This window comes from Kitasatospora sp. NPDC059571 (assembly GCF_042735675.1).
Classification (GTDB): Bacteria; Actinomycetota; Actinomycetes; order Streptomycetales; family Streptomycetaceae; genus Kitasatospora.
Genome location: NZ_JBHWBW010000228.1, coordinates 1 through 11,911 on the forward strand (window position 1 = coordinate 1; position 11,911 = coordinate 11,911).

The 11,911-nt window shown below is 73.5% G+C and carries 13 protein-coding genes; 4 read left to right on the top strand and 9 right to left on the bottom strand.

What is annotated here, in order from left to right; genetic code table 11:
* The 3 genes from ACFV0G_RS23365 to ACFV0G_RS23375 form a co-directional block, all read right to left on the bottom strand.
* Positions 1 to 1,161 (bottom strand): acyl-CoA dehydrogenase family protein (locus ACFV0G_RS23365; RefSeq protein WP_380551129.1); only part of this gene is annotated, 1,161 nt, incomplete at its 3' end.
* Between the two features lie 295 nt (positions 1,162 to 1,456).
* The gene (locus ACFV0G_RS23370; protein ID WP_380551132.1) at positions 1,457 to 1,951 is read right to left on the bottom strand and encodes a hypothetical protein; all 495 of its coding nucleotides are present in this window, start codon (positions 1,949 to 1,951) and stop codon (positions 1,457 to 1,459) included.
* Positions 1,952 to 2,689: 738 nt separating this feature from the next.
* Positions 2,690 to 2,926 (bottom strand): DUF397 domain-containing protein, encoded by a 237-nt coding sequence (locus ACFV0G_RS23375; RefSeq protein ID WP_380551135.1) that lies wholly within the window; start codon positions 2,924 to 2,926, stop codon positions 2,690 to 2,692.
* 314 nt (positions 2,927 to 3,240) lie between these two features.
* Here ACFV0G_RS23375 and ACFV0G_RS23380 point away from each other — a divergent pair, with 314 nt between their 5' ends.
* Together ACFV0G_RS23380 and ACFV0G_RS23385 are read left to right on the top strand one after the other, a co-directional pair.
* Entirely contained in the window at positions 3,241 to 3,774 is a 534-nt protein-coding gene (locus ACFV0G_RS23380; RefSeq protein ID WP_380551138.1) for a PTS-dependent dihydroxyacetone kinase phosphotransferase subunit DhaM, read from the top strand.
* A gap of 88 nt (positions 3,775 to 3,862) precedes the next feature.
* A complete protein-coding gene (locus ACFV0G_RS23385; protein WP_380551141.1) occupies positions 3,863 to 4,795 on the top strand; it encodes an NAD-dependent epimerase/dehydratase family protein in 933 nt (310 codons plus the stop codon).
* On the opposite strand, the gene ACFV0G_RS23390 is transcribed toward ACFV0G_RS23385, so the two are convergent.
* Positions 4,782 to 5,276, bottom strand: a complete 495-nt coding sequence (locus tag ACFV0G_RS23390) for an NUDIX domain-containing protein (RefSeq protein ID WP_380551144.1) — start codon at positions 5,274 to 5,276, stop codon at positions 4,782 to 4,784. The two genes, ACFV0G_RS23385 and ACFV0G_RS23390, sit on opposite strands and share 14 nt — an antisense overlap.
* A 408-nt stretch (positions 5,277 to 5,684) precedes the next feature.
* Here ACFV0G_RS23390 and ACFV0G_RS23395 point away from each other — a divergent pair, with 408 nt between their 5' ends.
* Both ACFV0G_RS23395 and ACFV0G_RS23400 read left to right on the top strand, forming a co-directional pair.
* On the top strand, positions 5,685 to 6,026 hold the full coding sequence (locus ACFV0G_RS23395) for a carboxymuconolactone decarboxylase (protein ID WP_380551147.1): 342 nt from the start codon (positions 5,685 to 5,687) through the stop codon (positions 6,024 to 6,026).
* Positions 6,027 to 6,092: 66 nt separating this feature from the next.
* Positions 6,093 to 7,490: an RICIN domain-containing protein gene (locus ACFV0G_RS23400; RefSeq protein ID WP_380551150.1), complete on the top strand. Its 1,398-nt coding sequence runs from the start codon at positions 6,093 to 6,095 to the stop codon at positions 7,488 to 7,490.
* A gap of 102 nt (positions 7,491 to 7,592) precedes the next feature.
* Here the strand turns inward: ACFV0G_RS23400 and ACFV0G_RS23405 are convergent, their stop codons facing one another.
* From ACFV0G_RS23405 to ACFV0G_RS23425, 5 genes are all read right to left on the bottom strand, one after another.
* Entirely contained in the window at positions 7,593 to 8,300 is a 708-nt protein-coding gene (locus ACFV0G_RS23405; protein WP_380551153.1) for a FadR/GntR family transcriptional regulator, read from the bottom strand.
* 14 nt (positions 8,301 to 8,314) lie between these two features.
* On the bottom strand, positions 8,315 to 8,971 hold the full coding sequence (locus ACFV0G_RS23410) for a lactate utilization protein C (RefSeq protein WP_380551156.1): 657 nt from the start codon (positions 8,969 to 8,971) through the stop codon (positions 8,315 to 8,317).
* Entirely contained in the window at positions 8,968 to 10,407 is a 1,440-nt protein-coding gene (locus ACFV0G_RS23415; protein WP_380551159.1) for a LutB/LldF family L-lactate oxidation iron-sulfur protein, read from the bottom strand. Before ACFV0G_RS23415 ends, ACFV0G_RS23410 begins: the two co-directional genes overlap by 4 nt.
* Positions 10,404 to 11,144 (bottom strand): (Fe-S)-binding protein, encoded by a 741-nt coding sequence (locus tag ACFV0G_RS23420; protein ID WP_380551163.1) that lies wholly within the window; start codon positions 11,142 to 11,144, stop codon positions 10,404 to 10,406. The genes ACFV0G_RS23415 and ACFV0G_RS23420 overlap by 4 nt, the downstream gene beginning before the upstream one ends.
* Positions 11,144 to 11,911, bottom strand: a 768-nt coding sequence (locus ACFV0G_RS23425; protein ID WP_380551166.1) for an aldo/keto reductase, incomplete at its 5' end; no start/stop codon positions are given. The genes ACFV0G_RS23420 and ACFV0G_RS23425, both read right to left, overlap by 1 nt.

Here is an 11,911-nt window from a genome sequence, read left to right on the forward strand (position 1 = left end):
GCCCCGCTCCCGCGCGGCCCGGCCGATCTCGTCGAGCACGGTCTCCTCGGCGGGGAGGTGCATCCGCCCGCTGAGCGCGTCGCGCAGGTAGCGCTCCAGCGGGTGCCGGCGGCTGAGCCCCGGGTTGCCGGTGAGGGCGACCGCCCGCTGGACGGCGGCGGTGGCCGCCCGGACGGCGAGGAGCTGCCCGGCCGCGGTGCGGCCGGCCGCCCCGGGGACGTCCCGGTCGACCGCGTCGGCGAGGGCGCCGAGCAGTTCCTCGGCGCCGGTCAGCGAGGCCTCGATCTCGCCGAGTCCGGCCCGGTAGCGGGGCAGCGCGGCGAGCGGTTCGGTGAGGTTCGCGGGGGTGCGCTGCTGGAGGAAGCGGATCAGCCAGTCCTGTGCGGCGCGCGCGGTGCCGAGCTGCACGGCGGCCAGCGCGAGGTCGTGCCAGGCCCGGGCGGTGGCGTCGGCGGCCCGGCGCTCGGGGGCGGCGTGGCCGGGCGGGGTGAGCCGCACGGCGTACGCCGGCGCGACCGGGACGCCGTCGAGCACCAGATCGTGGCCAGCACTGGCGCGCAGTCCGAGCTGGTCCCCGACCGGGTCGATCTCCAGCCCCGGGCTGTCGCCGCGGACGAGGAACAGGCCGGTGCGGGGAATCGGTTCGTCGGTGCGGGCCGGCACCGCCAGCCAGGCCAGTGCCTCGGCGCCGCTGCAGTCGCTCTCATGCCCCGTCAACTGCCAGTTCTCGCCGTCCCAGTGGGCGGTGACGGCGGGCCGGCCGGGAGTCGGGCGCAGGGTGGCGAGCAGCGCCGGGCCGCGGCGGGACTCGGTGAGCAGCCGCCGGTAGGCGGGGGCCGGCCAGAGTCCGTCCCGGTCGTGCTCGGCGTGGAGCAGGAGGGTGTGGGCGGTGAGTACGGCGACCGAGGCGTCGCCGCGGCCGAGGCCGGCCAGCACCCGGACGGTGTCGGCGAGCCCGGCGCCGGGTCCGCCGTGCCGGCGGCCGACGGTGAGGGTGAGCAGGCCGGCCTCGTGGACGGCCTCCACCCCCTGGTACGGGAAGGTGCCGTCGCGGTCGTGCTCCTCGGCCCTGGCGGCGAGCAGGTCGGCGACGCGGGGCAGGCGGGCGATGGCTTCGGCAACGGCGGCGGCGCCGTCGGGCGCGGGCACGGCACTGGTCATGGGGGCCTCCGGGCGGGCGGCTGGGGGGACGCTGCGGAACGGCGGCGGCAACGGGCCCGGCGATGGCCGAAAAGGGTCGGCCCGCCCCGGCCGTCAGGCCCTGGGCGGGTGCCCCGCGGGCACCCGGTGCCGCGGTGGGCGGGGCGCGAAGGCCCCGGTCAGCTGCCCGGACAGGTGCCGCCCGCGTCACGGCGCAGGTCGAGGTGCCTGCGCCGGGTGAGCAGCGGGAGGCGGCACGGCATGCCGTGACTGTACGAAGCGTTGATCGCCAGCGTCAAGCGCGCCCGAGCGGCCGTCAGCCCTGCTGGAACATCTCCGCGGGCAGCGGCTTCAGCAGCTGGTACAGGTCATCGGCGATCGGCCGGTCCCAGGAGGCGATGGTGACCAGGACGCCGTCGCTGCGGTCGAACTGGGAGCAGAACACCCGCCCCTCGCTGACCTTGACCTTCTTCACGATCAGCAGGTCGTCGCCGAGCATCACCGGGAAGTCCTCGGCGGAGACGAAGTCGACCTCCTCGGTGTTCTCCAGCGCGGCGAGCAGCTGGCGCACCTCGAAGGGGACGCCGTCCTCGTTCTCGCGGGCCGGCGAGCCCTCGGGCAGGTTCCCGATGAACATCGCGGGGCCGCGGCCGCCGTACAGGTCGTAGCGCAGGAAGATGCCCTGGCAGGAGCCGTCCGATCCGGTCATCATCATGGCCCCGAAGTGGCCGGGCCAGTCGCCCGGGTCCATCGCGAGCACGTCGAAGTCCGGACCTGCGGGGGAGCCGGAGCGACGGCGGAGGAAAGACATGACACCATCGTACGGGGCCGGTGCACGCGGCCCGGCGGACGGGTCGCCCGACGCTCCGGGGCGTGCTGCGGTGACCGGCCGGGGATCGACGCTCAGAGACCAATGTTGACTCTGAGCAACCGTCCGGGCTACGTTCGGTTCAGCACGACGGACCGCTGTGGGCATGTCCCACCGGGGGGCGGTTTGTCTCGGGCGTGCCGTGCCGCGCCTTCCCTCATCCTGCACATCGTCGTGCGACGACACCTGATCGACCGTCCGCACGCGCAGCGCCCGCCAGGGCGCCGGGCGTCCGGCGGGGCCACGACCGACAATTCCACAAGCCAGGTTCGCGGGGCCCCGGCCCGTCGCACTCGCGGACCTGTCCGGGACACCGCCGCGTGGGGGCGTGCGGATCCCGGACAACCCGGCACCGCGATCGAGTAGCACTCGACGCGGGGCCATCGCCTCCCGGCGACTGCCGAGCCCCTCCCTGGGGCCGGGACCGGCCGACGCACTCGTGCGCGTGGGGATCACATCGGGAGGAGCTCGTCACCGGCGCCAGTGACGGGCAGCACAGCGGGCGCCGTGCACGACCGCGTGGGGGCGGTCGGCACGGCGTCTGCCTGCTCCATACTGTGGGCTGCCACTTGTCCAGCAGTCAACGAGTTTCGGACCATCAGAATTCATTTGTGACCTCCGGGCCGTCACCGGGGGTTCATCGGGACCGCCCCGGGCGGTCCGCCCCGGTCGGGCCCGGGGTCAGGTCAGGTCGAACTCGCCGTCCCGGGCGCCGAGCACGAACGCCTCCCACTCGGCCGGGGTGAAGATCAGCGCCGGCCCCTCGGGGTGCCGGCCGTCCCGCATCGCGATGCAGCCCCCGACGAAGGCGATCTGTACGTCGCCCGCGCCCTGGCTGCTGGAGAGCCACTCGGCCCCGGCAAGATCCGGCCGGGGCTTGGCTCCCGGCTGCGGCGTCGTCACGGTATCGGTCGCCATGGTCGCTCCTCGGTGGTGCGGTGCTGATCTGTGCGGTGCTGATCCGGTGCAGTGCTGATCCGGTGCAGTAGTGACCCGGTGCAGTAGTGATCCGTTCGCGGTTCAGCGTAGCCAGCGGGCCCCGCCGTTCGGCGGGAGTTGCCCGGCCGGGGCACATGATCGGCCGATCGGCTGCCGCGGAGCCGCCCGCTGTGGTATTCGGGCAGGTCCCGGCACGGCAGACACACGGCCGCCGTTGGCCCGCACCGGCCGGACCGGCTGCCAGAGTGGTGCCCGAAGCACCCCCGTTCTCGCAGGCCACCAGGGAGCAGCCGATGGACCGCAGGGCCGGTACCCGCGCCGACGTGATCCCGATCTCCGACGCGCCGTCAGCCCCCGCCGGCACCGCGACCACCGCACCCCGGCCGGCCCAGGTGCCGCGGCCGTCCCGACCGGCGGGCCTCGGCCGGGTCGGGGTGGTGCTGGTCTCGCACAGCCAGGAGCTGGCACTCGCCACCCGGGCCCTGGCCCTGTCGCTGGCCCGCAGCGACGACCCGGCGCCGGTCGCCGCCACCGGCGGCAGCCTGGACGACGGGCTCGGGACGAGCGCGGTGCTGATCGCGGCCGCGGCCCGGCGGGTGGACCAGGGGCACGGGGTCGCGGTCCTCTCCGACATCGGCACCGCGGTCTCCACCGTGCTGGCGCTGCTGGCCGAGGCGGACGAGCACGGCCTGCCGTTCCCGGTCCGGTTCGCCGACGCGCCGTTCGTGGAGGGCGCGGTGGCGGCGGTGGGCACGGCGACCGCCGGGGGCGACCTGGCGGCCGTGCTGGACGCCGCCGAGGAGACGTACCGGCAGCACAAGGTGTGACAGATCGCCCACGCGGGCGCGCCCCGCGCCGCTAGCATCGGCGCAAGGCGCGGGGCGGGGAGGCCCTGCCGGAGTGGGGGGAGTACCCGTGACACGCGTGGTCGTCACCGGCGGAGCCGGATTCATCGGAGCCAACCTGGCCAGGGCCCTGCTGGCCCGCCCCGAGGTCGAGCAGGTCCGGGTGGTGGACAACCTGTCCACCGGGGACAAGGCCAACCTGGACGGCCTGGACGTCACCTTCTTCGAGGGCACGATCCTGGACTCCGCCCTGCTGGACGAGGCCTTCGCCGGCGCGGACGCCGTGGTGCACCTGGCCGCGCTGCCCTCCGTGCCGCGCTCGGTGGCCGACCCGCTGGCCAGCCACCACGCCAACGCCACCGGCACCCTGGAGGTCCTGGAGGCCGCCCGCCGGGCGGGCGGCCTGTACGTGGCGGCGGCCTCCTCGTCCTCGGTGTACGGCGCCAACCGGGAGCTGCCCAAGCGCGAGACCATGCGCACCGCCCCGATGAGCCCCTACGCGGTGAGCAAGCTCGCCACCGAGGCGTACCTGGCGGCCTATCACCACTGTTACGGCCTGGGCGTGCTGCCGCTGCGGTTCTTCAACGTCTTCGGCCCGCTGCAGCCCGCCGGCCACGCGTACGCCGCGGTGGTGCCGGCCTTCCTGGACGCGGCGCTGGCCGGCCGTCCGCTGTCGGTGCACGGGGACGGCGGCCAGAGCCGCGACTTCACCTACGTCGGGACGGTCACCCAGGTGCTCACCGAGGCCGTGCTGCGCCGGGTCGTCCACCCGGACCCGGTCAACCTGGCGTTCGGCACCCGGACCACGCTGCTGGAGCTGATCGCCGAACTCGGCTCGGTGCTCGGACGGCCGCTGGAGACCGCGCACACCGACCCGCGGGCCGGCGACGTCCGGGACTCGCAGGCGGACAACGCCCGGCTGCGCGAACTGTTCCCGGACGTCGTACCGGTGGGCCTGCGGGAGGGGCTGGAGCGGACGGCGGAGTGGTTCAGCTCCCGCTGACCCCGTCGGCGTCGAACTCGAAGACGGTGCGCTCGGCGCCGGCCAGGGCGATCTTGAGCCGGCGCAGGGCGTAGTCGTCGAGGTCGGGGAGCGCGTCCGGCGCGAACCAGCCGACCTCCAGCGACTCGTCGTCGTTGACCCGGGCCTCCCCCGCCACCGGGCGGCAGCGGAACGTGAGGTCGAGGTACTGCGCCCGGTCGCCGTTCGGGTAGCTCAGCATCGCCGACACGGTCACCGAGGTCAGCAGCTCCGGGACGACGCTCACCCCGGTCTCCTCCAGCACCTCCCGGGCGAGCCCGTCGGCCGGCTGCTCCCCCGGGTCGAGGATGCCGCCGACCAGGGCCCAGCGGCCGTTGTCGCTGCGGCGCCCGAGCAGCACCCGCCCCCGGTCGTCGACCACCACGGCGGCGACGCCGGACAGCCAGAGCGGGCGGGTGCCGACCACGGCACGCAGGTCTGCGAGGAAACTCGGAATGGCCATGCCCCGACTCTAGGCCTTGCGCGAACTCCCGCCCGCACAGCGCCGCCAGGCCCCCGAGGGGCGGCCCCGCACACACCGGGACCGGCCGCCGCCACTCCCCGGCCGCGCCACCGCCGGCCCGCTCCGCCGCCCCGCGGCGCGCCCCACGCGGCCTCCTCGCCCTGCCCGGCGGCGCCCTCCCGATGGGGACGGACGATCCCGACCGGGCCGGCGACCGCCGGCCCCCGGCACGTGACGGCGGTCCCCGCTGGCGCGGCGGGGTTACCCGTTCGGCCCAGTCGGGCCGGGCGGCCGGGCCGGGCGGCCCCTACCGTCGGAGGCAAAGCGGGCGGGGCGGGGCCGGGCGGTGCACGACGCCGTCCGGGACCGACCCGGCCGGCTCCACACCTCACCGGAGGGCCGCCGCCCATGACCACCATGTCCGAAACACCCGTTCTCGACACGCTCGCCGCGATGACGATGGACTCGATCGAGCGGTGCGGGATGAGCGACGACATGCTCATCCTCACCCGGATCGCCGCGCTCGCCGCCATGGACGCCCCCGCGATCTCCTACCTCGCGCACGTCGGCCCGGCCGTCGAGGCCGACGTGACCATGGAGCAGCTCCAGGACGTCCTGGTCGCGATCGCCCCGATCGTGGGCACCGCCCGCGTCATGTCCGCCGCCGGGCACATCACCGAGGCGCTGGGCATGGCCATCGCGGTGGCCGACGCCGACCTGCAGGCCAGGCTGGGGGGCGGCGGCGCCTGACGGCCGCGCCCCCTCGGACGGGGCCACCCCCCCCCCCCCCCGCCGCCGGCCCTGCACGCCCGGGAGGTGGTCAAGAACGTCTCCGTCAAGGACAACCTGATCACCCGGATAGGTCAGGACTACCCCGGCACCGCGGCCATCGACGCGGGCTTCGTCAACAGCACCGCCATCGACCACAACGACATCTCCGACACCCCGTGGGCGGCCATCTCACTCGGCTGGGGCTGGCAGTCAGCAGCCAACGCCGAGGGCAACAACAGCATCAGCTACAACCGGATCGGCAACGTGATGAACCGGCTGTGCGACTCGGCCGCCATCTACCACCTGTCCAACGACCCGGGCACGGTCATCAACGGCAACTACATCCACGACGTGGTGCGCAACGCCGCCGCCTGCGGCTCGGCCGTGGCCGGCCTCTACACGGACGAGGGGTCGGACCACATGACCCTCTCGAACAACGTCCTGTCGCACACCGACGGATTCATCAACCAGAACCGCAACGGCGCCAACGTCACCCTCACCAACAACACCACCTCCGGCGACGCGGTGATCAAGGCCTCCGGCCTCGAGTCCGGCTACCAGTGGATGACCCTGGTGCCCAACCTCGCCTGGAACAAGGCCGCGACCTCCTCGTCGGTCTACGGCACCGGCACCGAGCCCTCGAAGGCCGTCGACAACAACGGCGCGACCGGCTGGTCCCCCACCGGCAGCGACACCTCGGCCTGGTGGCAGGTCGACCTCGGCCAGCCCTACCAGCTCGGCCAGTTCTCTCTGACCACCCGTCAGGACCTGGACCAGTCGGCGACCCGCGGCAACTTCGAGGTCCGCGGCTCCGACGACCCCAACTTCGGCAGCTACACCGTCCTCGGCCGCCAGACCGACACCCTGCCGTTCGCCTCGACCCTCACCGGCGACATCGACGTCCGGCAGGCCTTCCGCTACGTGCGGGTCGCCAAGACCGACGGCGGCTACTTCTACATCACGGACTTCAGCGTCCAGCAGACCGGCGGAGCGCCGGCGACCTCGACCGGCGCCCCGAGTACCAACCCGTCGACGTACTACACCATCAAGAACGTCAACAGCGGTCAGCTCGCGGACGTGTCCAACGCATCCACCGCCGACGGCGGAAGCGTCATCCAGTGGCCGAACAACGGCGGCGCCAACCAGCAGTGGAACATCGTCCCGGTCACCGGCCAGCTCTACAAGATCGTGAACCGGAACAGCGGCAAGGTCCTCGACATGAACTACTCCAGTCACTGGAGGGGGACTGCGCTGCAGCAGTACACCTACAACGGCGGCAACAACCAGCTCTGGTACTTCGAGCCGACCGGCGGCGGCTACCTCATCCGCAACTACGAGAGCAAGCAGGTCCTGGAGGTGGCCGGCGGGTCGACCGCCAACGGCGCCGCCATCGACCAGTCGAACGCCGTCAACCAGTCCCACCAGGCCTGGACCGTCCAGTAGCAGCCTGATGCACCCCGAGGCCGGACCGCGATCGCGTTCCGGCCTCACGGGCGCTGGTGCGCCGCGATCAGCGGCCGCCACCGACCGCTTCCGGCCGTGAGGTCAGTGTTCCGGGCGGCCGAGGGCCGAGTCGGCCTCACCGAGGGTGCCGCGGAGCCACTGTTCGACGCCGGCGATGTGCACGGTGGCCCAGGCGTGGGCGAGGTCCGGGCGGCGACCGGCGATGGCGTCGAGGATGTCGCGGTGCTGCTGGCGGGTGCGCTCCGCCGCGCCTTCCTCGGTCAGCCCGCGCCAGATCCGGGCGCGCCTGGTCGGGCCGTACAGGCCGTCGATGAGCGAGGACAGCACGGTGTTGCCCGACCCCGCCGCGATCCTGCGGTGGAACTCGAGGTCGTTGTCGATCAGCTCCTCGAGCGACGCGTCGCCGCTCAGACCGGAGAGCAGTTCCTCCAGGCCGGTGACCTCCTCGTCGGACATCAGCCGGGCGGCCATGGCGGTGGCGGCGGGCTCGAGGATCCGACGGACCTCGAGGAACTCCAGGACCGTGTCGTCCCGGTGGAAGTCGACGACGAAGCCCAGCGTCTCCAGCAGGATGTCGGGCTCCAGGCTGGTCACGTAGGTGCCGTCGCCCTGGCGGACATCGAGCACCCGGATGACCGACAGGGCCTTGACGGCCTCCCGCAGGGAGTTGCGCGAGAGGCCGAGCCGCTCGGCGAGGTCGGCCTCCTTCGGAAGCTTCTCGCCGGGCCGCAGTTCGCCGCTCACGATCATTCCCTTGATCTTCTCGATCGCTTCGTCGGTGACTGGCACGGTGTCCTTCCTGGTCATTCCTTGCCTGCGGCGCAGGGTCCGGGTTCGACGACGATGACGTCCAAGGTACGGGGGCCGTGCACGCCTTCCACCCGGTCGAGTTCGATGTCGCTGGTCGCGGACGGCCCGGAGACGAAGGTGAGGGGCCGGGCGGGGTCGAGGCGGGCCAGCGTGTCCGGGAGGTCGTCGGCGATCTGCTCGGCGTCCACGATGCACAGGTGGTAGTCGGGCACCAGGGTGAGGGCCCGCCGGCCCTGGCCGGGGCCGGCGTCCAGGACGATCGTCCCGGTGACCGCGATGCCGGCGCGGGCCAGCGTGATCGCGCCGTCCAGAGCGTCCAGCGCGGCGATGTCGAGCGGTTCCGGGTGCCAGTCCCAGCTGCCGGTCGGCAGCAGCTCGGTCGGGAAACCGGCGGGCACCGCGACGTGGCGCACCGGGCGCCGGGTGAGGACGCCGGCGATGGCGTCGCGCAGGCCGGCCCGGTCGGTGCGGGTGACGTTCGCGCGGTAGTCGGCGACCCGTTCGGCGAACAGCGCGACGGTGTCCTCGCCGGGCCGGACGTGGCTGCGCCGGTAGTCTCGCGGCACGGGGACGTCCTGCGGTTGCTCCTCGGCGGGAACGTCGGCGAGTGCGGCCCGGATCCGGGCGAGGACGGTCTCGCGGCCGCTCATCGGTTCTCCCTGCTCTTGCGCCACCAGCTGCGGAAGGACTCGGCCGCCGGTGCGGGGGTGTCGCGGCTGTCGGACCAGCCGTGCAGCGGTCCGGGAAGGCGTCCGATCCGTCCGTCGCGGGCGAGGGCCCGGCCGCCGAGGGCGGCTGCCCTCTGCGCGGCGCCCAGCAGGCGCGGTGAGTCGAGCACGACGGCGGCCGCCTTCATGGCCAGCGCCTCTGCGGACCGGCCCTTGGCCTCGACCGCCTCGGCCCGCAGGTGGGTGAGCACCTCGGGGATGTTGATCTTCACCGGGCAGGCATCGTAGCAGGCCCCGCACAGCGTGGACGCGAACGGCAGCGAGGCCGCGTGCTCGACGCCGACGAGCTGCGGGGTGAGGACGGCGCCGATCGGCCCGGGGTACACCGAACCGTAGGCATGGCCGCCGGTGCGCTCGTACACCGGGCAGACGTTGAGGCAGGCGGAGCAGCGGATGCAGGCGAGCGCCTGGCGGCCGACGGTGTCGGCGAGGGTGTCGGTGCGGCCGTTGTCGAGCAGCACCAGGTGGAACGCCGACGGCCCGTCACCTTCGGTGCTGCCGGTCCAGGTGGAGGTGTAGGGGTTCATCCGCTCACCGGTGGACGAGCGCGGCAGCAGCTGCAGGAACACCTCCAGGTCGGACCAGGTGGGGACGACCTTTTCGATGCCCATCACGGTGATCAGGGTCTCCGGCAGGGTCAGGCACATCCGGCCGTTGCCCTCCGATTCGACCACCACGACCGTCCCGGTGTCGGCGCAGGCGAAGTTGGCGCCCGAGACGGCGACCTTGGCGCGCAGGAACTTCTCCCGCAGGTGCAGCCGGGCGGTCTCGGCCAGGGCGGCGGGCTCGTCGGTGAGCGCGTCGGGGGCGGGGCGGCCCCACCTGCCCATCTCGGCGGTGAACAGGTCACGGATCTCGCCGCGGTTCCTGTGGATGGCGGGGACGAGGATGTGCGAGGGCCGGTCGTCGCCGAGTTGGACGATCAGCTCGGCGAGGTCGGTCTCGTACGCGGTGATGCCGGCCTCGGCCAGGTGCTCGTTGAGGCCGATCTCCTGGGTGGCCATCGACTTGACCTTGACCACCTCGCTCTCGCCGGCGGCGCGGATCAGCTCGGTGACGATCCGGTTGGCCTCGTGCGCGTCGGCGGCCCAGTGCACGGTGCCGCCGGCCGCCGTGACCGACTCCTCCAACTGCAGCAGATAGCGGTCGAGATGACGCGCGGTGCGACGCTTGATCGCCGCCGCCGATTCACGCAGCGCCTCCCAGTCGTCCAGCTCGGAGGCGACCGCGAGGCGCTTGTTCCGGATGGTCGTGGTGGCGCGCTTCAGGTTGGCCCGCAGCTGACCGTCCTTCAGCGCCTCGCGGGCCGCTTCGGGGAAGGACGGCGAGCCGAGCCAGACCACGCCCTGCCCGGTCATCGCGCTCCCCCCTCGGTGGCGGCCAGGATCTCCGCCAGGTGCATGGTGCGTACGGCGCTGCCCTGCCGGGACAGTCCGCCGCCGATGTGCAGCAGGCAGGAGTTGTCGGCGGCGCAGAGCACCTGGGCGCCACTGGCCCGGACACCGTCGGTCTTGTCGGCGAGCATGGCGGCGGAGGTGTCGGCGTTCTTCACGGCGAAGGTGCCCCCGAAGCCGCAGCAGGAGTCGGCGGCCGGCAGGTCGACCAGTTCCAGGCCCTTCACCGCGCTCAGCAGCCGCTGCGGCCGGTCGGCGAGCCGCAGCCCGCGCAGCGAGTGGCAGGTGGGGTGGTAGGCGACCCGGTGCGGGAAGGTCGCCCCGACGTCGGTCACGCCCAGGACATCGGTCAGGAACTCGGTGAACTCGTACACCCGGGGCACGAGCTCGGACACCTCCCGGCGCAGCCGGTCGGGTCCGTACTCCTCGGCCAGCACCGGATGGTTCTCGCGCACCATGCCGGCGCAGGACGCCGACGGGGTGACCACCGCGTCGTACGTGCCGAAGACCCGGGCGAACCGCTCCACCAGCGGGACGGCGTCCGGCCGGTAGCCGGTGTTGAAGTGCATCTGCCCGCAGCAGGTCTGCTCCTGCGGGAAGTCGACCCGGTGCCCGAGCCGCTCGAGGACCTCGACCACCGCCCGGCCGGTGCCGGGGAACATGGTGTCGTTGAAGCAGGTGATGAACAGGGCGATCCTCATCAGCCCGCCTCTCCGGGGGTCGGTACGTCCGCGGGCAGCAGCCCGCGCTCCTTCAGCTCCGTCCACAGTACGTCGGGAACGGGATGCCGGAGCATGGTCGCGGCGTCCCGCACCTCGTCCGCGGTCCGGGTGCCGACCAGCACGCTCGCGACGGCCGGGTGCCCGAACGGGAAGCGCAGCGCGGCGGCCCGCAGCGGCACCCCGTGCCGCTCGCAGACCTCCTTCAACCCCAGTGCACGGCTGACCAGTTCGTCGGATGCCGCGACGTAGTCGAAGGTCGCGCCGGGCTTCGGGTCGGCCAGCAGGCCGGAGTTGAAGGCACCGCCGACCACCACGGACACCCCGCGCCGCTCGGCGAGCGGAAGCAGCTCGGCCAGGCCGCGCTGGTCGAGCAGCGTGTAGCGGCCGGCCAGCAGGACCGCGTCGATGTCGGTCTCGCGGACGAAGCGCGCGGGCGCCTGGGCCTGGTTCATGCCGACGCCGATCGCTCCGACCACGCCCGCGGCGCGCAGCCGCACCAGCTCCGGGCAGCCCTCGGCGATGGCCTGGTCCAGGTGGTCGTCGGGGTCGTGCAGGTAGGCGATGTCGATCCGGTCCAGGCCGAGACGTTCCAGGCTCTCCTCGATGGAGCGCCGCACGCCCTCGGGCGAGAAATACACGCCCCGGCGGTGGGGGTCGGGGACGCGGGAACACTTTGAGCGGTAGGCGCCCCCCCCCGGGGGGGGGGGGGGCGGGTCGGGCTCGCGCCCGGAGCCGCGCAGACTGAG